This is a genomic window from Amycolatopsis sp. NPDC003731, from assembly GCF_053586895.1.
Genome location: NZ_JBSFNC010000154.1, coordinates 1 through 20,876 on the forward strand (window position 1 = coordinate 1; position 20,876 = coordinate 20,876).

A 20,876-nucleotide genomic window follows, 5' to 3' on the forward strand; every position below is an offset into this window, starting at 1 on the left:
AGGTGACGCCGAAGCGGTCGGTCAGCATCCCGAACGCCGGCGCCCACGGCGCCGGGCCCCGGCCCCCGCGCCACCGGGTGGGGACATGAAAATGGCGGGTGCTCTCGCGAGCACCCGCCACCCAAACTTTCAGCTTCAGCCGCGAACGACCTTGCCCGCCTTGATGCACGAGGTGCACACGTTCAGGCGCTTGCGCTGGGACACACCCACCTTGGCGTGGACGGTCTGGATGTTCGGGTTCCACCGGCGGTTGGTACGGCGGTGGGAGTGCGAGACCGACTTGCCGAAGCCGGGTCCCTTGCCACAGACGTCGCACACGGCAGCCACGTCGAACTCCTTTGGATCTGGGTCATAGAAATGAGCCCAGATGCACTGGGCAACTCGACCATAGTAACTACTGCGTTCCGGCCCCCCGGCACCGGGTCGATACGCTGCCCGGGGACCGGTCAGGAGGTTACGGGGTGCGGGTGCTGGACGCGGCGGCGGTGTCGGCCTGGGCGGCGGGCTGTGTGCACAGTCTCGCGAGCCTGCGGCCGGCCATCGACGAGATCAACGTCTACCCCGTCGCCGATTCCGACACCGGCTCCAACATGCTCTTCACGATGACCGGCGCCGCCCGCGAACTTTCCGGAGCCGTCCCGGAAACCGCCGCCGAGGCGCTGAAGATCCTCGCGCGGGGCGCGGTCGCCTCCGCCAAGGGCAACTCCGGCGTGATCCTCTCCCAGGTCGTGCGCGGGCTGGCCGACCGCGCCGAAGGCGACCTGGACGGCGCGTGGCTGGCCCGGGCGCTGGGGCACGCCGACGAGGTCGCCACCGGTGCCGTCAGCCGCCCGGTCGCCGGGACCATCCTGACCGTCCTGCACGCCGTCGCCCTCGCCGTGCGCGGGGACACGAGCCCGCTGCCCGAAGTCGCCGCGAAAGCCGCGAAAGAGGCCGCGCACGCCCTCGAGAAGACGCCCGAGCAGCTGCCCGCGCTGGCCCGGGCCGGGGTCGTCGACGCCGGCGCCCGCGGCCTGGTCGCCGTGCTCGACGCGCTGGTCGGCGTGCTCACCGGCGCCCCCGTCGAGCACGACCACGCCCTCGAGGCCCCCGCGCACGCCGAGGCCTACGCCTGGGAGGTCATGTACCTCCTGGACGGGGTCGAGGAAGCGAGCCTGCCGACCCTGCGCAAGGAGCTGAGCGGCCTCGGCGACAGCGTCACCGTGGCCGGCGACGGCTCGGGCAGCCACGCCGTGCACGTCCACTGCGCCGACATCGGCGCCGCCATCGAGGCCGGGCTGGCGCTGGGCCGCCCGCGCAAGATCCGGGTCGAACCCCTGCTCACGCCGACGCCGATCGAGCCGGGCGGCGGGATCGACCGCACGGTCGTCGCCGTCGTCCACGGCGGGGCACTGGCCGAGCTGCTGCGCGCCGAAAGCATCCCGGTGCTGGCCGTGCCCGAGGGCGGGACGCCGAGCGTCGAGGACATGATCGGCCTGCTCAACGAGGCCGCCGGGCAGCAGGTGACCGTGCTCCCGGGCAGCGTCGCCCTCACCGCCGCGGCCGACACCGCGGCCGGGCACGCGATGGCCGCCGACCGGGACGTCGTCGTCATCCCGTGCGCTTCGCCGGTGCAGGTGCTGGCCGCCCTGGCCGTGCACGACGCCGGGCGCCGCACCAACGACGACGTCGTCGCGATGGCCGAAGCGGCCGCCGCCACCAGGCGTGGCGAACTGCGGATCGCCCAGGAGGAGTCGCTAACCTGGGTGGGCCGGGCCCAGTCCGGTGACGTGGTCGGCCTGGTCGACGACGAGGTGGTGCTGATCGAGCCCGCGCCCGCGTCCGAGACGAACCTGGTCGCGGCCGCGATGAAGGTGCTGAACCGGATGCTGGCGCTCGGCGGCGAGCTGGTGACGGTGCTGAGCGGGGCGGCGGCCCCGCCCGGGGTCGCCGGGGAACTCGCGGAGCAGCTGCGGGTGGAGCACCCGGAGGTGGAACTGACCAGCTACGCCAGCGGCCAGGCGGACGCCGTGCTGCTGATGGGAGTCGAATAGCGGATGGCCGGACTGCGCGACAAGCTGCCGTTGCTGCTGGGCGCCAAGACGGCGAAGGCGCTCGCCACGTCGCTGGACATCGAGACGGTCAGCGACCTGCTGCGCCACTACCCGCGCCGCTACGCCGAGCGCGGCGAGCTCACCGACATCCACGGCCTCGAGCTGGGCGAGCACGCCACCGTGCTGGCGCGTATCGAAAAGGTGAGCAAGCGGCGGATGAAGGCCCGCAACGGGACCATTCTCGACATGGTCATCACCGACGGCAAACGTCGGCTGACCTGCGCGTTCTTCAACCAGGCGTGGCGCGAGAAGGACCTCGTGCCGGGCAAGACCGGCCTGTTCGCCGGCAAGGTGTCGGCCTTCCGCGACACCCTGCAGCTGACCAACCCCGAGTACGAGCTGTTCGACGCCGAGAACGAAGCCGAGGCGATGGACAACTTCCTCGCCGCGATCATCCCGGTCTACCCGGCGGCGCAGGGCATGCCGACCTGGTCGATCGCCAAGTGCGTGCGGCAGGTCCTCGACGTCCTCGAGGTCGGCGACGACCCGATGCCCGCCGAGCTGCGGCGGCTGCACAAGCTGGCCGACCTCGACAACGCGCTGCGCGGCATCCACCGCCCGGAGAACTGGGCGCACCTGGAGGCGTCTCGCAAACGCCTGAAGTGGGACGAGGCGATGGCCGTCCAGCTGATCTTCGCGCAGCGGCGCCACTCGGCCATCTCGCGCCCGGCGAAGGCGAACGCGCACGTCAGCGGCGGCCTCTTGGACGCCTTCGACAAGCGGCTGCCCTTCGACCTGACCGCGGGCCAGCGGGGGATCGGCGACGAGATCGCCGCGGACCTGGCGTCCGAGCACCCGATGAACCGGCTGCTCCAGGGTGAGGTCGGCTCGGGCAAGACGGTCGTCGCGCTGCGGGCGATGCTGCAGGTCGTCGACAACGGGCGGCAGGCCGCCATGCTGGCCCCGACCGAAGTCCTCGCCGCGCAGCACGCGCGGTCGCTGCGGGAGATGCTCGGCGACCTCGGCCAGGCCGGCGAGCTGGGCGCGGCGGAGAACGCGACGAAGGTCACGCTGCTCACCGGGTCGATGGGCGCGAAGGAACGCAAGAAGGCGCTGCTGGAGATCGTCAGCGGCGAGGCGGGCATCGTCGTCGGCACGCACGCACTGATCCAGGACCACGTCGAGTTCGCCGATCTCGGCCTCGCCGTCGTCGACGAGCAGCACCGCTTCGGTGTCGAGCAGCGGGACGCGCTGCGCACCCGAGGGTCCGGCGACACCAGCCCGCACGTCCTGGTCATGACCGCGACGCCGATCCCGCGCACGGTCGCGATGACCGTGTACGGCGACCTGGAAGTGTCGGCGCTGCGCGAGATGCCGGTCGGGCGGTCGCCGATCGCCACCACGGTCGTGCCGGTCGCCGAGAAACCCGCCTGGTTCGAGCGGATCTGGCAGCGCGTGCGCGAGGAGGTCGGCAAGGGGCACCAGGCGTACGTCGTCTGCCCGCGGATCGGCGACGAGCCGCCGTCGGACAAGAGCGACAAGCGCCCGCCGCTGGCGGTCCTCGAAGTCGCCCCCGAGCTGGAGCACGGGCCGCTGCAGGGCCTGAAGATCGGCGTGCTGCACGGCCGGATGCCGCCCGACGACAAGGACGCCGTGATGCGCGCGTTCTCGGCGGCCCAGCTGGACGTCCTGGTGGCCACCACGGTGATCGAGGTCGGCGTGAACGTGCCGAACGCCACCGCGATGGTGATCATGGACGCCGACCGGTTCGGCGTCAGCCAGCTGCACCAGCTGCGCGGCCGCGTCGGCCGGGGCAGCGTGCCGGGGCTGTGCCTGCTGGTCACCGAAACCTTGGACGGCACGGCGACTCGCGAGCGGCTGGCGGCGGTCGAGTCCACGACGGACGGCTTCGAGCTGTCCCGCCTCGACCTGGAGCTGCGTCGCGAAGGCGACATCCTCGGCGCCGCGCAGTCCGGGAAGCGGTCCACGCTCAAGCTGCTCTCGCTGCTGCGGGACGAGGACGTGATCGCCGCGTCCCGGGCGCTGGCGCAGGAGCTCGTCACGCAGGACCCGGAGCTGACGAAGTACCGCGGCCTCGCGCAGATGGTCGCCGACGTCGTCGACGTCGAGCGCGCGGAATACCTGGAGAAGAGCTGATCCGCGCGGCCACGGCCGCCGACGCCCCGGCGATCGGGCAGGTCCACGTGGCGTCCTGGCAGGCCGCGTACGCGGGTCAATTGCCGGACGACTTCCTCGCGGGCCTCTCAGCCGAGGAACGGGCCGTCTCCTGGGAACGGCGCATCCGCGACGGTGTCGGGCAGGTGCTGGTCATCGAGGAGAACGGCGTCGTCGAGGGCTTCGCCGCCTTCTCGCCTTCGCAGCTGTACGCGCTGTACCTGCTGCCGCGCTGCTGGGGCCGCGGTCTCGGCCGGGCGCTGCACGACCGCGTCGTCGAAGCGATGTCCGGTGACCGCGCGATCCTGTGGGTGCTCGCGACCAACGACCGGGCGAAGGCCTTCTACCGGCGGCAGCGCTGGGCGGACGACGGCGAGACCGCGACCGAGACGCTAGAAGGCGTCACCCTGGACGTGGTGCGGTTCAGCCGTCCGCTGCCGTGAAGACGCCGGCCTTCGCGGCAGCCGCGGCGGCTTTGGCGGCGAGGTCGGCATCCCGCGGCGTCACGCCTTCCCGGGAGACGAACAGGCGGTAGAAGACCGGCCCGCAAGCCACGCGCACCGGCTCCACGGGATCGGTGCCGGACGGGACTTCGCCGCGCTCGATCGCCCGGGCCACCGCGGCTCCGGAACGGGCGTGGCGGTCGACGTAGAACTCGCGCAGGGCGTCGGCCGCGCGCGGGGAGAGAAAGGCCGCCGAGATCGACGCCGTGGGCAGCTCGCGCTCGCCCGGGGTGGTGAAGTAGCGCACCAGCTCCAGGTTGATCGCGCGCAGGTCGCCTTCGAGGGACCCGGTGTCCGGCACCGCCCACTCCTGCTCGGCGCCCATCAGCAGGGCGGCCGCGACCAGGCCTTCGGCGGACTCCCAGCGGCGGTAGAGCGTCGTCTTGTGCACGCCGGAGCGTTCGGCGACCGCTTCGACGGTGAGTTCCAGGTACCCGCGTTCGCCGAGCAGCTCCAAGGTGGCGTTGAGCGCGGCGAGGCGGGTCCGCTCGGTGCGGCCGCCCGGACGCTTGGTCCCGGAAATCTCGGTTGCCAACTGCTACTCCTGTTGCGTTAGTGTGCCCAGTATGACAGGAACCGTCGCCGTTGCCGAAATCGCCGAGCTGATCGGCGACGCCGAAGTCGTCGCCATCGGCGAGAACAACCATCACATCCGCGAGTTCGGTGTGCTGCGCGACCGCCTCCTGCGTCACCTGGTCACCGAACGCGGGTTCACCGTGCTCGGGTTCGAAGGCGGCTTCGCGGAGGGGCACCTGGTCGACGCGTGGCTGCAGGGCGGCCCGGGCGAGGTCGCCGACATCGCCCGGGACGGGTTCACGTTCGGTCTCGGCGACTCGGCCGAGGTGCACGAGATGCTGACCTGGCTGCGCGGCCGGGGCGTCCGGTTCTCCGGGCTCGACGTGCCGAGCTCGGCGGGCTCGCCGGTGCCGTCCCTGCAGGCGTTACGGGCGGAGGTCCTGCGCGTGGACCCGGCCAATGTGTCGCTTGTGGACAACGCGCTGGCCGCGTGCGAGCCGTATGCGTCGGTGAGCAGCGCGGTCGCGCCGGGGCGCTACGGTGCCATGAGCACGGAAGCGCGGGATGCCGCGACGACGGCGTTGACTGTCCTCAAAGGACACGTGGCGTCCCTCGGCTACGGTGCGGTGGCCGCGCACCACGCGGAGGGCGCGCTGCGCGTCGACCTGTACCTGCGGGAGCTCGACGCGCTGATGGCGGGCCGCGCACCCGAGCCGCAGAGCTCGTCGCGGGACACGTACATGGCGGCCACCGTCCGCCTGCTGCGGCGGCGGTTCCCGGGCGAGAAGATCGTGCTGATGATCCACAACGGACACCTCCAGCGCGTCCCGTTCTCGCCGATGCCGGGCATGACGGCGCCGTCGGCGGGCACCCACCTGGCCGCGGAGCTGGGGGACCGCTATTTCGCGCTGGCCCTGACCGCCGTCTCGGGGACGACGACCGGCCTGGCCCCCGACCCGGCGTACCCGCTGGGGTTCCGGATGTTCGAGCAGGCCTTGGGCGAGCCGGTTTCCGGGAGTGTCGAGGCGGTGCTGGCTCCGCGGGCACCGTGCGTGGTGGCGCACCCCGCGGCGTCGAGCATCCGGCACGCGCACATGACGCCCGCGGTGGACGTCGCGGCCGCCTGGGACGCCGTCGTCTGCCTGGAGGAGCAGGAAACGATTTTCGCGGGCACTGCCGAATAGGTGTGCCCGTTCGGCTGATTGCCGCAACGCGCGCGAAGGGCGTTTCCTACCGGTATGGCCGGGCGGAGGCGCGCGCTGATCGTCGCCAACGGCGAGTACGACAACGCGGGGTTGCAGCGGCTGGGCTCGCCCGCGGCGGACGCCGACGCCCTGGCCGGGGTGCTCGCCGACCGGGCGATCAGCGACTTCGAGGTTTCCGTGGTGCGGAACGAGACCGCGCACGTGGTCCAGGCGGAGATCGAGGACCTCTGCCTGGAGGGCAAGCCCGACGACGTCCTCCTGATGCACTTCTCGTGCCACGGCCTGAAGGACGACGCTGGCGGGCTCTATTTCGCGGCCCGCAACACGCGCCCGGACCGCCTGCGGTCGACGGCGGTGCCGGCGGACTTCGTGCAGCAGTGCATCCGGCAGAGCCGGTCGCGCAGCATCGTGCTGCTGCTGGACTGCTGTTACGGAGGGGCGTTCGGCCAGGGCGTGGCGGTCCGGGCGTCGGGCGACGCGAACGTCCTGGACAGCTTCCGCGGCGGCCGTGGGCGCGCGGTGATCACGGCGTCCAATTCGATCGAGTACGCGTTCGAGGGGGCGACGCTGGCCTCGGACCAGCCGGCCCGGCCATCGGTGTTCACCTCGGCGTTGGTGGAGGGCTTGCGCACGGGCGAAGCGGACCGCGACGAGGACGGCTTGATCGCGCTGGGCGAGCTGTACGAGTACTTGTTCGACCGCGTCCGCGAGCGCAACCCCAAGCAGACGCCGAGCCGCGACATCGAGATGCAGGGCGAGCTGTACCTGGCCAAGAGCAGGCGCCGCCGCATCAAGCCGTCCCCGATCCCTCCGGACCTGGCGGCGGCGATCGCGGCGGAGAACCCGTTCACCAGGCTGGGCGCGGTGGCGGAGTTGCGCCGTCGGTTGTCGAGCCCGAACCTCCCGGTGGCCATGGGGGCATTCGAGGCGCTCCGGGCAATGGCCTCGACGGACATCGAGCACGTGGCAGCGGCGGCTTCGGACGCGCTGTCGTCCGCGGTGGTGCGGGTGGACGTTCCGTCGGTGCGCTTGTCGGCTGCGGCGGGATCGTCGGCATCGGGGACGTTGAGGGTGCTGGGCCCACCGGTGGCGCGGGAGGTGCGGTTCGAGGCCGCGGAGCCGTGGATCGGAGTGAGGGAGGTGCCCGGCGGGGCGGAGCTCGCGGTGACGGCGGGGTCGTCGGGGGTGCGGAGCGGGCAGGTGGTGGTGCGCGGGCCGACCGGGGATGTCGTGGTGGCGGTGGAGATCGAGGCGCTGCCGGTGGTGGGGCCGGAGGTGGTCGCGGAGCCGGAGGTGGCCGCGAAATCGTCCGTCGGGCAGCCGGTGGTGTCGCCGGAGGTGGTCGCGGAGCCGGAGGTGGCCGCGAAATCGTCCGCCGGGCAGCCGGTCACCGAAGCGGACGCCCGTCCCGCGGCCGCGCCGGTGGTCGAGGGGAATGCGGCGCCTGGGCCCGCGACCGCCGCGAAAGCCGAGGCCGCCCGAGCCTCCGGCCCGTCTGCCACCGCGGCGAACACCGGCCCCGCGGGCGCGGCCGCGCCCGCGGCGCAGGCGGCGCCGATGGCACCTGAGCTCCCGCAAGCCTCCGAACCGCCCACCACCCAAGCCCTTGCTTCCGGGCCACCCAGCCGGCCGGGGGCCGTGGATCCCGTGGGCGGGTTCGCCGGGGTGGCCGCGGTCGCCGGCTCGGTGTTCGCCGTGGTCGGGTTGCCGCTCAAGTACCGCTGGGACAGCTACACCCTCGCCGAATACCGCCCCGGCATGGAGTACTACGTGTGGCTCGTGGCCGCCTGCGCCCTGCTCGCCGGGCTGCTCACCCTCGCCCCGCGAACAAGAGCGCGGACCGGCCCCGCCCTCCTGGTCGGCGTCGGGCTCGGCGCGCTGTTCGGGCTGGCCCGGTTCGTCGGCGAGAGCGTCACCCTGTCCGCGGCCACGGCCGCCGGCCCGCCGGGCACCGGGATCACCCTGGCCGGGTTCGTCGCCTCCGACTCTTCGGGCACCGGGCTGAACGCCGGCTTCACCTTCGTCCTCCTCGCGCACATCGCGTGGGTGCTCGCCGGGGCCTGCGCGCTGGTGGCGCTGCGCCGGAACCGCGCCGTCGCGCTGGGGCCGGTGCGCGGGTGGGCGGCCTGGGCGGCGATCGGGCTCGGCGTGCTGCTCGGCGCCGGGTGGATCGCCCAGCTCGTCGAACTGTCCGCCTACGACGCCGACAGCGCCGGCCGCAACGCCGCCTACTACGTGCTCGGCGCCCTGCTGGCCGTCCTCGTTCCCGTCGTCGCCGTGGTGCTGAGCCCGCGTCCGGTCGGCTGCCTGGTGCTGGCGTCGGGCGTCGCCGGCCTGGCCGGGATCCTCGGGCCGACCTTCGCGGTGCTGGTGGACTACTCCTCGCTGACCTACGCGGGCCAGGTGATCGCCGTGTCGGCGCTCGTGCTGCTGGCCGTCGACACCGCGGTGCTCGCGCGGCGGAATCAGCCGAACGGGCGACAGGCCTGAGTTGTCCCCCGGGGCCCACCGGGGTACCACGACGATCATGAGGATGCTTCTCGCGGCGGTGGCCGTGCTCGCCGGGCAGGTCTCGACCGGCGGGGTGCAGCCCGATCCGCCCAGCTGGGGGCTCGACCGGATCGACCAGCGGGCCGGCCTCGACCACGCCTACCACTACGCGAGCGACGCCTCGGGCGTCACGATCTACGTCATCGACAGCGGCGTCGACGCGAAGCACCCCGACTTCCAGGGCCGCGTCGCGCCCGGGCGGGACTTCCTCAACGGCGGGTCCGACACGTCCGACGTCAACGGCCACGGCACGCGCCTCGCCGGCATCGCCGCGGGCAAGGACTACGGCGTCGCGAAGGGCGCGCAGATCGTGCCGGTGCGGGTGCTCGACAAGGACGGCGGCGGCGCGACCGACCAGATCATCGCGGGCATCGACTGGGTCGCGCAGAACGCCCAGCAGCCGGCGGTCGCGGTCCTGGGCATCGGCGGCGTGCCGAACGACCAGCTCGACGCGGCGGTGAAGCGCCTGGCGACGGTGGTCCCGATCGCGGTGCCGGCGGGCAGCGAGACGGCCGACGCGAGCGGCTTCTCGCCGGGCCGGGTGCCGGAGGCCCTGACGGTGGCGGCCGCCGACGCCCAGGACCGCCCGGACAAGACCTCGAACTCGGGCCAGGACGTCGACCTGTACGCGCCGGGGAGCGACATCCCGTCCCCGATCGCGGGCGGGACGAGCGCCGGGCCGGAATCGGGCACCTCGATGGCGGCGGCCTTCGCGGCGGGGGTGGCGGCGGTGTACCGGGCCCAGCACCCGGAGGAGACGCCGGCGCGGGTGGACGAGGCGTTGGTCCGCGCGGCGACGCCGGACGTGCTGACGGGCGTTCCGGACGGGACGGCAAACCGGCTGCTGTACGCGCCGCCGGCGGGCTGAGGTGCGGTATCGGCACCGCCGACCGGCTCCGGCTCGGGGTTGTCCACAACGCGGCCGAGGTGTGGACGGTCTGCCTGATCTGCGACTTTTCCGGCTTCAGTGGCGGTCGAGCCCGATAGGATGGACCTCGTTCAGGACTGCCACCAGGGGTGACCACCGAACCCCCTGGTCCGCATGATGTCCATCACCCGGGACTGAACTCCCGCAGAGCGGGAAGAACCGGGTAACGTGCGTTGACTTACCGATCCAAGAGGGAAGGACCGGGCATGTTCCGCAAGGTTCTGGTGGCCAACCGCGGGGAGATCGCGATCCGGGCGTTCCGCGCCGGCTACGAACTCGGTGCCGGCACGGTTGCCGTGTTTCCGCACGAAGACCGCAACTCGCTGCACCGCCTGAAGGCCGATGAGGCGTACGAGATCGGCGAACCCGGTCACCCCGTGCGCGCCTACCTCTCGGTCGACGAGATCGTCGCCGCCGCGAAGAAGGCGAAAGCCGATGCCGTCTACCCCGGCTACGGCTTCCTCTCCGAGAACCCCGATCTCGCGCGCGCGTGCGAAGAAGCGGGTATCACCTTCGTGGGCCCGAGCGCCGAGATTCTCGAACTCACCGGTAACAAAGCCCGTGCCGTCAAGGCCGCGCGCGAGGCCGGTGTTCCGGTGCTCGGTTCGTCCGAACCCTCCAGCGACGTCGACGCCCTGGTCGCGGCGGCCGACGAGCTCGGCTTCCCCGTCTTCGTCAAGGCCGTCGCCGGCGGTGGCGGGCGCGGCATGCGCCGCGTCGAGGACCCCGCCCAGCTGCGGGAGTCCATCGAGGCCGCCGCGCGGGAGGCCGAGTCCGCCTTCGGCGATCCGACCGTCTTCCTCGAGAAGGCCGTCGTCGAGCCGCGGCACATCGAGGTGCAGATCCTCGCCGACGGCGAAGGCAACGTCATCCACCTCTTCGAGCGCGACTGCTCCGTGCAGCGGCGCCACCAGAAGGTCGTCGAGCTCGCCCCCGCCCCGAACCTCGACCCCGAGCTGCGCGACCGCATCTGCGCCGACGCCGTCAAGTTCGCCCGGCAGATCGGCTACCGCAACGCCGGCACCGTGGAGTTCCTGCTCGACAAGCACGGCAAGCACGTCTTCATCGAAATGAACCCGCGCATCCAGGTCGAGCACACGGTCACCGAAGAGGTCACCGACGTCGACCTCGTGCAGTCGCAGCTGCGGATCGCCTCCGGCGAGACCCTCGCCGACCTCGGGCTGTCGCAGGACAAGATCTACCTGCGCGGCGCCGCCCTCCAGTGCCGCATCACCACCGAAGACCCGGCCAACGGCTTCCGCCCGGACACCGGCATGATCTCCGCCTACCGCTCGCCGGGCGGCTCCGGCATCCGGCTCGACGGCGGCACCGCTTTCTCCGGCACCGAGATCAGCGCCCACTTCGACTCGCTGCTGGTCAAGCTCACCTGCCGCGGCCGCGACTTCAAGACCGCCGTCGGCCGCGCGCGCCGGGCCGTCGCCGAGTTCCGGATCCGCGGCGTCGCCACGAACATCCCGTTCCTGCAGGCCGTCCTCGACGACCCGGACTTCCGCGCCGGCCGCGTCACGACGTCGTTCATCGAACAGCGCCCGCAGCTGCTCACCGCGCGGCAGTCCGCCGACCGCGGCACGCGGCTGCTGACCTACCTCGCCGACCAGACGGTCAACAAGCCGCACGGCGAGCGCCCGAAGACGCCGGACGCCACGATCAAGCTGCCGAAGCTCCCGAAGGACGCCCAGCCCGCGCCCGGGTCGAAGCAGAAGCTCGCCGAGCTGGGCCCGGCCGGGTTCGCCGAGTGGCTGCGGAAGTCGCCGCACATCGGCGTCACCGACACGACCTTCCGCGACGCGCACCAGTCGCTGCTCGCCACCCGCGTCCGCACCAAGGACCTCCTCGCGGTGGCGCCGGTCGTCGCGAACACGCTCCCCGAACTGCTGTCGCTGGAGTGCTGGGGCGGCGCGACCTACGACGTGGCGCTGCGGTTCCTCGCCGAGGACCCGTGGGAGCGCCTGGCCGCGCTGCGCGAGGCCGTGCCGAACATCTGCCTGCAGATGCTGCTGCGCGGGCGCAACACCGTCGGGTACACGCCGTACCCGACCGAGGTGACCACCGCCTTCGTCCAGGAGGCCACGAAGACCGGCATCGACATCTTCCGGATCTTCGACGCCCTCAACGACGTCGAGCAGATGCGCCCGGCCATCGAAGCCGTGCGCGAGACCGGGTCCGCCGTCGCCGAGGTGGCGCTCTGCTACACCTCGGACCTGTCCGACCCGGGCGAGAAGCTCTACACGCTCGACTACTACCTCAAGCTGGCCGAGCAGATCGTCGGCGCCGGGGCGCACGTCCTGGCGATCAAGGACATGGCCGGGCTGCTGCGCGCGCCCGCGGCGACCAAGCTGGTCACCGCGCTGCGCAAGGAGTTCGACCTGCCGGTGCACATCCACACCCACGACACCGCGGGCGGCCAGCTGGCCACCTACCTCGCGGCGATCAACGCGGGCGCGGACGCCGTCGACGGCGCGGTCTCGTCGATGGCGGGCACGACGTCGCAGCCGTCGCTGTCCTCGATCGTGGCGGCCACCGACCACTCGGCCCGCACCACCGGGCTGGACCTGCGGGCGATCGGCGACCTGGAGCCGTACTGGGAGAGCGTGCGCAAGATCTACGCGCCGTTCGAGGCCGGGCTGGCGTCGCCCACCGGGCGCGTCTACGACCACGAAATCCCCGGCGGGCAGCTGTCGAACCTGCGCACCCAGGCCATCGCGCTCGGCCTGGGCGACCGGTTCGAGGACATCGAGGCGATGTACGCCGCCGCGGACAAGATCCTCGGCCACCTGGTGAAGGTGACGCCGTCGTCGAAGGTCGTCGGCGACCTCGCGCTGCACCTGGTCGGCGCCGGGGTCTCGCCGGCCGACTTCGAGGCGGAGCCGAACAAGTTCGACATCCCCGACTCGGTGATCGGCTTCCTGCGCGGCGAGCTCGGCGACCCGCCGGGCGGCTGGCCGGAGCCGTTCCGCACCAAGGCCCTCGAAGGCCGCGCGGCGGCGAAACCGGTCGTCGAACTGTCCGAAGAGGACCGTGCCGCGCTGACCGCGGAACCACGCCGGACGCTCAACCGGCTGCTGTTCCCCGGTCCGACGAAGGAGTTCGAGGCGCACCGCGAGGCCTACGGCGACACGTCGGTGCTGCCCAGCAAGGACTTCTTCTACGGGTTGCGGCCGGGCGAGGAGTACCCGGTCGACCTCGAGCCGGGCGTGCGGCTGCTCATCGAGCTGGAAGCGATCGGCGAGGCCGACGAGCGCGGCGTCCGCACGGTGATGTCGACGCTGAACGGCCAGCTGCGGCCGATCCAGATCCGCGACCGCTCGATCGCCTCGGACGTCCCCGCGACGGAGAAGGCCGAGAAGGGCAACCCGAAGCAGATCGCGGCGCCGTTCGCGGGCGTGGTGACGCTGCAGGTCGCCGAGGGCGACACGGTCGAAGCCGGCGCGACGGTGGCGACGATCGAGGCGATGAAGATGGAGGCCTCGATCACGGCGTCGGCCGGCGGCAAGGTGGCCCGGCGGGCGATCACCGCGGTGCAGCAGGTCGAAGGCGGTGACCTCCTGCTGGTCCTCGAGTGAGCGTTGCGCCGGGCGATACGCTCGGCGGATGCTGATCAACGCGGTACCGCAACGGCAGGGCGCGGCCAGTCCGCGCGCGGCGGAGCTGCCGGACGGCTGTGTGGCCCTCGCGGAGCTGGCCGGGCACGTGCTCGGCCGGCCCGTGCACCACGTCCGGCAGACCCGGGCGGTGTCCGAAGTGGACCGTGGGGTGTTCTCCCGCGCGGTGCTGACCGGCCCGAACCGGGCGGCCCAGCTGGCGGCCCTGGAGGCGCCGGGCGGCCCGGTCCTGACGATCGGCGGCGACTGCGGTGTCGAGCTGGTCCCGATCGGCGTCGCGCGGTTCCGCCACGGTCCCGGGCTGGGCGTCGCCTGGTTCGACGCCCACCCGGACCTGAACACGGCGGAATCGTCGCCGTCGGGGGCGTTCCACGGGATGGTGCTGCGGTCGCTGCTGGGCGAGGGCGACCCGGAGTTCGCGGCGGACCCGGCCCTGGAGCCCGGCCGGGTGGCCCTCGCCGGGACGCGCGTGTTCGACCCGGAGGAAGAGGCGGCGGTGGGCCGGGGCCTGGCGGTGCGGTCCGTGGCCGCGTTGACGGGCGTGGAGAAGCTGTACGTGCACGTGGACCTCGACGTGCTGGACGCGCGCGAGTTCGCGGGGCTGAACTACCCGGAACCGGACGGCTGGACGATCGAGCGGCTGGTGTCGGAACTGGACGCCCTGGCCCGGTTCGAGGTGGTCGGGGCCGGGATCACGGAGTGCGTGGGGACACCGCGCGAGGTCGAGGTCCTGGAGCCGGTGGTCGCCGCGATCGGGCGGCTGCTCGGGGGATAGGGAGGGTCTCGCGAGCCGGCCTTGGGCCGCGAAGGGCGGTGGGGCTCGGTGTGGCCGGGCGGCTCGCGCCGGTTCGGGCTCGGCACACGCAGGCAAGCGGCCGTGCCCGTGGGCGCGACTCGGCGCGGCCAGGCGGGCGCTGCGGGCGCCGGGGAGTGCGGCTCAGCGCGGCCAAGCGGCCCGGATCGCCTTCACCGCGGCCTCCTCGTCCGCGCCGAGGTCCCGGGCCTGGGCCGCGAACTCCGCGGCCGCCGCGGCCAGCAGGGCCTCGCGGTCGGGGCGGCCCGACGGAACCGTCACCACCGTGCCGCGGGCGCGGGCCGTCGCCACCCAGCCCGCCGCCTCCAGCTCGCGGTACGCCCTCGCCACCGTTCCCGATGCCAAGCCCAGATCCCGGGCCAGCTGGCGGATCGGCGGCAATCTGGTCCCCTCCGGCAGCGCACCCGTCGTCGCCGCGCGGATCACCTGGTCGTGGACCTGCCGCCACGGCGGTACGCCGTTCTCGGTGTCGACGACGATCTTCACGCCGTCGCCGGCCGGCGTTTCGCCGGGGCCGTCACCGCCAGGAACGCCGCCAGGCCGGCCACGACCGCCAGGAACGACCCGAAGTCGCCCACCGGCCAGCCGATCGCCGTGCACGCGCCGATGCCCAGGCCGACCGCCACCCGCGCGCTGCGGCAGCGCAGCGCCAGATCGGCCCGCGCCGCGCCCACCGCCGGGCGGCGCACCGCCAGCAGCGTGATCGCCGCGCTGACCAGCGCCGTGCCCGCGGCCACCGCCAGCAGCTTCCACTGCGCCGTCAGCCCCAGGTGCAGCAGCGATCCCGCGGCCGCCAGCACGCCCAGCACCAGGATCCACGCCGGGACGACCCCGAGCAGCGTCCGCGGCGCCAGTTCGGCCTCGCGGCGCGGGCCGCGGGACGGTCGCTGCGCGAACAGCTCGGCGATCAGGCCACCCAGCAGCAGCGTCGCCAGGATCGAGCCCGTCGTCGTGTCGTCGAGCAGCGGCGGGATCGCCAGGAACAGCCACGGGTACCAGAGCCGCCGCCGCTTGAGGTAGCGGACGGCGAGGTCGACCTCTCCGGCGTCGGGCTCGGCCACGCCCCACCGCTCCAGCAAGCGCTTACCGTGCTTCCGCCCCGGCCAGAGCACGATCAGGATCGCCAGCCCGATCACGCCCGTGAACAAGGCGACGGCGAGCACGTTGTCCCACGGCATGCGGTACCTCCTCGGCTTGTATCAACCACATGATACAAGATTCCGGCGTAACCGCAGCGCGGGCCGGTCGTTGGAGGTTCGTCCGTTCGTACGCACGCCACCGTGCAGTCGGCGGGACACTTGTCAGCCGATCGCAGCCGAGCGGCGAAAAATTGTCACCGCGATGACAACAAATCGGTTTTCCTTCACGGGTGTGACACGTTTGGCGTTAGTTTTTCGATGTGTCGGTTGTCATCCGTGCAACAGGCACGGTCACCCGGCCGTGGGAACCCGCGACCGGAGTCCCGGGGCGGAGCAAAGGAGCTGCGATGTCGGTGGAGCGCGGATTCGATCACGCTGCGCCGCCGCCCACCGCCGCTCTACCGCGCAAGCTGGCCGACATCCTGCGGCCGGAACTGGCGAGTCTCGCTGCTGAAATCGTCGAAGAAATCCGTGCGACGATCCCGGCGTACGCGCGTCCGCTCGACGGCCCCTACGGCAAGTCGATCCGGGCCGGCGTCGAATACGCGATCACGTTGTTCGTCGCGCAGATCGCCGACCCGACGGTGTCGAAGGAACAGTCCCACGAGGTGCACCACCGCCTGGGACAGAACGAAATGCGCGAAGGCCGCAGCCTCGACACGCTGCAGTCGGCCTACCGCGTGGGCGCGCGGGTGTCGTGGCGGCGCATCATGCGCGTCGGGCGGCGCAGCGGCCTTTCCTCGGCGGTGATGTCCCAGCTGGCCGACGCGATGCTGGCGTTCATGGACGAGCTGGCGTCCGTCGCGCTCGACGGCTACCTGGAAGCCAAGGCGCGCACGGCGGGAGCGCTGGACACCTGGCGCCGCAAGCTGCTCCACCTGATCCTCGAGACGCCACCCGCCTCCCCGAAAGCGATTGCCGAGCTGGCCCAGCTGATCGGCTGGCCGGTCCCGTCCGACGCGACCCCGGTCGCGGTCTGCCCCGCGGGCGGTGTCGCCCCGGCCCGCCGGCACGCGGGACTGGACGCCGACGTCCTCGCCGAACTCGACACGCCGGACCCGAAACTGGTCGTCCCGGGCGAGCTGAGCAGCGCCCGCCTGGCCGCGCTGCAGGTGGCGCTGCCGGACTGCCGCCTGGCGATCGGCCCGTGCGTCCCGCTGGCTTCGGTCGCGGATTCCCTGCGCTGGGCCCGGAACGCGCTGCAGCTGGCCGAGCGCGGCGTCCTGGCGGCGCGCCCGGTGCTGCGCGCGGAGGAGCACCTGGCGACGCTGCTGGTCAACTCGGACACGGGCCTGGTCGGCACGCTGCGGCACCGCTTGTTCGCGCCGCTGGCCGACATGACGGGCAAGCAGCAGGAGCGGCTCCTGGAGACCCTGCGGGCGTGGCTGGACAGCCAGGGCAACGTGGTGGAGATCGCCGAGCGCCTGGGCGTGCACCCGCAGACGGTCCGCTACCGCATGCGCCAGCTGCAGGCGACGTTCGGCGACAGCCTGCGCGACCCGGCGGCGCGCTTCGAGATGGAACTGGCGCTGCGGGCCGGGGCGGCGCCGCTGCCGCTGCGGTACCCGGTGAGCGAGCTGCTGCCGTCGCCGAGGACGGGCGGCTCGCGTCCACAATGGACGTCGCAACAGCCGTGACGGCGAGGTCCACAGTGGACCCTCGGTGGCCGGTCGGGTCACCGGGATCGACGGGCTGAACGCCGGGTCCGCCGGTCGCCCCCAGGCCCAGGTTGACGCGACCGCGGAAGCCGTCGCCGGAGGCGGTCAACGGCGGCGCACGCCCCCGTGGTGAGGACGCGACTCCCCTCGATTGTCCGCGCGAAGGATGCTTCAGGTAACCGGCAGGTCCGGGGTTGTCGGGAGCCCGGTGGAACTGCAGTGTGCCTCAGTTCGGGTGCTTCGCGACCGCCTTGTCCGCCGCCGCCCCGGCCGTGCCCGGGAGGGGCGGGAGGGTGTCGGGCGGGCAGTTGGTGTGGTCGGGCTCGGTGCACCCGTTCAGGTTGTAGGTGTCGATGAAGGCCTGGTTGCCCCAGCCCGTGCTCATGCCGCTGAGCAGCGGGCTCAGGTCCTGGCCGCCGGAACCGCAGTCGCGGAAGGGAGGCAGGTAGAAGCCCTTTTCCGGATCGGTCCGGACGTGGCCGGTGGTGAACGGGTCGTAGCGACCGGTGATCTCGAGCGACACCGGCTCCTTCGTCACGCAGCCGGGGCCGACCTCGAGCGGGACACCGTTGACCTTGGCGCCGCTCAGCTTGCCCATCACCTTCAGCTCGGTGCGCAGGTTCGTGTAGCCCTCGTCGTCGGTGAACAGCCCGCCGCCCACTTCGATCATCTTGCTGTTCTGCCAGTCGACCGGCAGGAACTCGACGGTCGCGGTCACCGGCACGAACCCGAAGCCGAGGAACGTGGTGGTGGCCGGTTTGAACACCGCCGACCCGGACACCCGGGACTCGCCGGTGTCGATGTTCACCGTGAAGAACGCGTTGACCAGGAGGGCGGGGTCGGCGACGACGGTCGCGCCCAGCCTCGCGACGGTCGACCTCGTCATGATGGTGATGAGGCCGAGCGGCACGGTGTATTCGTTCGGCGGCGGGTCGTCCTCCAGCGCGGCCGCCGAACCGAGCGCGGCCTTCTGCTCGGCACCCGGCTTCGCCGTCGGCTGGACGAGGATCGTGCCCAGCGTCGCCTGCTGGCCGGGATCGAGGGTGCACGCGATCGGCGGGGCGGCCTCGGGCGCGGCCGGTGCATCGGCCGCGGGAACGGCCGCCAGCGCGAGCTTTGGCGCGGTGACGTCGAACGTGACGGGGCCGAAGGTGTTGATCGCGATCTCCGGCACGTCGCCGGTGGCGGTGAGGGTGACGTCGCCGGTCTCCGGCAGGGGCGTCGGCGCCACGGTGAGGGCGACCGGGATCTGGTCCGAGCGCTCGCCCTGGTGCACGGCGAGGGCGAGCTGCACGGCGCCCTGCAGCGAACCGGCGGTGGCGCCGGCGGGCAGGAGTGACAGGGCGACGTCGCGGGGGAGGCTGAACTGCGTGGCGTACTTGCCGATCGTCGCCGAGGTGCCGGTCTTCGCCACGGTGGGCAGGGTCGCCGTCGTTTCGACGGTGAGCTTGCGCGGGCCGAGCGGATCGGCGAAGGGACAGGTGACCGAGACCGACGCCGTCGCCGTCTTCTCCGGCGGGTCCGCGGGGGCGGGGGCGGCCGAACCGACCCCGGTCAGCGCGCCGTTCGCCGCGGACAGCAGGCCGGCGGCCGCCAGCGCGGTCACCGTGACGGAGCGGGGCCGGAGTCGACGTGGCATCGGTTTCCCTGTGTGTTCGGTGGTGCCGAAGACGGAAACCCGGTGCGGGCCCCTCTCGCGAGGAGGCCCGCACCGGGAACCGGCGTCAGTTGACGGTGATGCTCGGGCTGAACGCGGTGTTCTGCGCCGGGTTGGTGACCTTCAGGGTGCAGTTCATCGACCACGGCGTCCAGGTGTTGTTGGCCTTCTTGTGGAACTCGAGGGCCGCCGTGACCGTGGTGCCCATCGACAGCGTGTCGGTGCCCGCCGCCGCCGGCGCGGTGTAGGTCGGGACGGTGGAGGTCGCGACCTGCGAGATGTTCACCGTGATCGGGCCGCCGGCCGGGTAGATGGTCTCCGGGATGTCCAGCCCGGTGGCCGCCGGCTGCGACAGGGTGCCCGACGCTGCCGTCACCGGCACCGTGGCGGTGCCGCGGATGCCGTCGTAGCCGACCGCGGTGAGCAGCGCGTGGACACCGGCGCTGATCGTCGCGGAGCCGCCCACGTTGGCCGGGGTGAGGGTGCCGCCGGCGGCGACGGAGTCCTCGGCGTCCAGGTGCGAGGTCACCAGGACCGGCTGCGGCGTGACGCCGGGGAAGGTGCAGGTGTAGGTCAGGGGCGTGGTGCCACCGGCGGTGTAGGTGACCGTGGCGGCGGCCGCGGTGCCGGCGGTCAGCACCGCGATGGCGCCGACGGCGGTAGCGGTGGTCGCGATTCCGGCGGACAGCCTGCTGAGTCGGGACATACCCATCTCCTTTGATTCAGTACAGTCTCGGCTTTGGCTGATCGATTGCTCGCCGTCGTAGCGCTGTCGATCACGTTCGCCCGCCCCCATTGCCCCGAGCGGCGGGACGTGAATTCACCGACGTGCGAGGTGGAGGTCCATCTGCCGGGAATGAGGCTACTCGCGAGTTCATTACGGAACAAGAGTTTGTGGCATCGTCAGTGCGCCGCACCGGGACGGTTCGGCTTTCTTGTCCGCGGTCGCGCAGGACCGGCGGCGGTTTCATCGGATTTTGACAAAGAACCACCGCGCGATCGAACACTCTCGGGAACGGTCTACCATTCACGATCTTGCCGAAGCAATCTGGGATAACGAAACGCGAGAAAGGAGGCTACCGTGCCACTTGCTTCACGTTGTGAACGGGTATCGCTCAGGGGGGCCGCATTGACGGTCTCGGCGGCGCTGGCCCTGTCGCTCTTCGCGTCGCCGGCGTCCGCGGCCACCGCCGGCGGGGTGCTCGGCTGGGGGAAGCAGGACTTCGGCGTCGTGGTTCCCCCGGCGGCGGCGCTGACCGGGGTCACCGCCGTGTCCGCGGGCTCCACGACGGTGCTCGCGTTGAAGGGCGGGACGGTCCTCGCGTGGGGCGCGAACAACTGGGGCGCCAACGAAGTGCCCGCCGCGGCGCTGTCCGGCGTCAGCCAGATCGCGTCGGGCTGGGGGCACGAGCTCGCCCTCAAGAACGGTCAGGTCCTGGCCTGGGGCAACGACTGGTACGGCCAGACCGACCTGCCCGCCTCGGTGGCCGGTGGCGTCACGGCGATTTCGACGTCGTACATGCACAGCCTGGCCCTCAAGCAGAACGGCCAGGTGGTGAGCTGGGGCAGCCGGACCGACGTGCCGGCGGCCGCGCAGTCCGGGGTGACCGCGATCGCCGCCGGGTCCGACCACAATCTGGTGATCAAGAACGGCGCCGTGCTGGCGTGGGGGAACAACGCCTACGGGCAGGCGACCGTGCCGGCGGGCCTGACCTCGGGCGTCACCGCGGTGTCCGCCGGCGCCCAGCACAGCCTGGCCCTGAAGGACGGCCGCGTCTACGCGTGGGGCCGCAACAACTACGGCCAGGTGACCGTCCCCGACGCGGCCCTGTCGGACGTCGTGGCCATCGACGCCGGTGCCAACCACAACCTGGCCGTCAAGGCCAACGGCGACATCCTCGCCTGGGGTTCGAACCTGGTCGAGGAAACGGCCCCGTACCTGCTCCCGTGCGGGCCGGTCTTCGGCATTTCCGCCGGGGAGAACGACAGCTTCGCGCTGAAGGAAAACCCGGTAGAGCTCGGCGAGGCGGTGGTGGTCCTCCTCCCCCGCCTCCAGCTCCTCCAGCCGCGCGAGG

Annotated in this window: 16 protein-coding genes; 10 read left to right on the forward strand and 6 right to left on the reverse strand. The window is 72.4% G+C overall.

All coding sequences use genetic code 11. The features are described 5' to 3' along the window. Positions 1 to 135: 135 nt before the first annotated feature. The gene (gene rpmB / locus ACWDN5_RS39180; protein WP_003091970.1) at positions 136 to 327 is read right to left on the reverse strand and encodes a 50S ribosomal protein L28; all 192 of its coding nucleotides are present in this window, start codon (positions 325 to 327) and stop codon (positions 136 to 138) included. Positions 328 to 461: 134 nt separating this feature from the next. Here rpmB and ACWDN5_RS39185 point away from each other — a divergent pair, with 134 nt between their 5' ends. Genes ACWDN5_RS39185 through ACWDN5_RS39195 form a run of 3 tightly spaced genes read left to right on the forward strand, consistent with a single transcriptional unit; the run spans position 462 to position 4,651 of the window. Beyond that, positions 462 to 2,033: a DAK2 domain-containing protein gene (locus ACWDN5_RS39185; protein ID WP_449679834.1), complete on the forward strand. Its 1,572-nt coding sequence runs from the start codon at positions 462 to 464 to the stop codon at positions 2,031 to 2,033. Between the two features lie 3 nt (positions 2,034 to 2,036). Next, positions 2,037 to 4,190, forward strand: a complete 2,154-nt coding sequence (gene recG / locus ACWDN5_RS39190; protein WP_310974620.1) for an ATP-dependent DNA helicase RecG — start codon at positions 2,037 to 2,039, stop codon at positions 4,188 to 4,190. A gap of 47 nt (positions 4,191 to 4,237) precedes the next feature. Beyond that, positions 4,238 to 4,651: an N-acetyltransferase family protein gene (locus ACWDN5_RS39195; protein WP_449679835.1), complete on the forward strand. Its 414-nt coding sequence runs from the start codon at positions 4,238 to 4,240 to the stop codon at positions 4,649 to 4,651. Here ACWDN5_RS39195 and ACWDN5_RS39200 read toward each other — a convergent pair. After that, complete coding sequence (locus tag ACWDN5_RS39200; protein WP_449679836.1) at positions 4,632 to 5,246, reverse strand: TetR/AcrR family transcriptional regulator; 615 nt, start codon at positions 5,244 to 5,246, stop codon at positions 4,632 to 4,634. The genes ACWDN5_RS39195 and ACWDN5_RS39200 overlap by 20 nt on opposite strands. A 31-nt stretch (positions 5,247 to 5,277) precedes the next feature. On the opposite strand from ACWDN5_RS39200, the gene ACWDN5_RS39205 reads away from it, so the two are divergent. From ACWDN5_RS39205 to ACWDN5_RS39225, 5 genes are all read left to right on the forward strand, one after another. Beyond that, complete coding sequence (locus ACWDN5_RS39205; protein ID WP_310974617.1) at positions 5,278 to 6,411, forward strand: erythromycin esterase family protein; 1,134 nt, start codon at positions 5,278 to 5,280, stop codon at positions 6,409 to 6,411. A gap of 54 nt (positions 6,412 to 6,465) precedes the next feature. Next, positions 6,466 to 8,922, forward strand: coding sequence for a caspase, EACC1-associated type (locus tag ACWDN5_RS39210; protein ID WP_449679837.1), 2,457 nt, complete (start codon positions 6,466 to 6,468; stop codon positions 8,920 to 8,922). A 43-nt stretch (positions 8,923 to 8,965) separates the two neighbouring features. After that, positions 8,966 to 9,850: a S8 family peptidase gene (locus ACWDN5_RS39215; RefSeq protein WP_449679843.1), complete on the forward strand. Its 885-nt coding sequence runs from the start codon at positions 8,966 to 8,968 to the stop codon at positions 9,848 to 9,850. Between the two features lie 266 nt (positions 9,851 to 10,116). After that, on the forward strand, positions 10,117 to 13,494 hold the full coding sequence (locus tag ACWDN5_RS39220; protein ID WP_449679838.1) for a pyruvate carboxylase: 3,378 nt from the start codon (positions 10,117 to 10,119) through the stop codon (positions 13,492 to 13,494). A gap of 28 nt (positions 13,495 to 13,522) precedes the next feature. Next, entirely contained in the window at positions 13,523 to 14,308 is a 786-nt protein-coding gene (locus ACWDN5_RS39225) for an arginase family protein (protein WP_449679839.1), read from the forward strand. A 162-nt stretch (positions 14,309 to 14,470) separates the two neighbouring features. Here the strand turns inward: ACWDN5_RS39225 and ACWDN5_RS39230 are convergent, their stop codons facing one another. Together ACWDN5_RS39230 and ACWDN5_RS39235 are read right to left on the reverse strand one after the other, a co-directional pair. After that, complete coding sequence (locus tag ACWDN5_RS39230) at positions 14,471 to 14,833, reverse strand: GntR family transcriptional regulator (protein WP_449679840.1); 363 nt, start codon at positions 14,831 to 14,833, stop codon at positions 14,471 to 14,473. Then, positions 14,830 to 15,525 carry a hypothetical protein gene (locus ACWDN5_RS39235; protein ID WP_449679841.1) on the reverse strand — a complete coding sequence of 232 codons (696 nt, stop codon included), beginning with the start codon at positions 15,523 to 15,525 and terminating at the stop codon, positions 14,830 to 14,832. The genes ACWDN5_RS39230 and ACWDN5_RS39235 overlap by 4 nt, the downstream gene beginning before the upstream one ends. 308 nt (positions 15,526 to 15,833) lie before the next feature. Here ACWDN5_RS39235 and ACWDN5_RS39240 point away from each other — a divergent pair, with 308 nt between their 5' ends. Next, a complete protein-coding gene (locus ACWDN5_RS39240; RefSeq protein ID WP_310974611.1) occupies positions 15,834 to 17,123 on the forward strand; it encodes a PucR family transcriptional regulator in 1,290 nt (429 codons plus the stop codon). Between the two features lie 247 nt (positions 17,124 to 17,370). Here ACWDN5_RS39240 and ACWDN5_RS39245 read toward each other — a convergent pair whose 3' ends face one another. Beyond that, a complete protein-coding gene (locus ACWDN5_RS39245; RefSeq protein WP_310974610.1) occupies positions 17,371 to 18,783 on the reverse strand; it encodes a DUF6801 domain-containing protein in 1,413 nt (470 codons plus the stop codon). A gap of 85 nt (positions 18,784 to 18,868) precedes the next feature. Continuing rightward, positions 18,869 to 19,507, reverse strand: a complete 639-nt coding sequence (locus tag ACWDN5_RS39250) for a DUF6801 domain-containing protein (RefSeq protein WP_310974609.1) — start codon at positions 19,505 to 19,507, stop codon at positions 18,869 to 18,871. A gap of 423 nt (positions 19,508 to 19,930) precedes the next feature. Here ACWDN5_RS39250 and ACWDN5_RS39255 point away from each other — a divergent pair. Further along, positions 19,931 to 20,876, forward strand: a 946-nt coding sequence (locus ACWDN5_RS39255; RefSeq protein ID WP_449679842.1) for an RCC1 domain-containing protein, incomplete at its 3' end; no start/stop codon positions are given.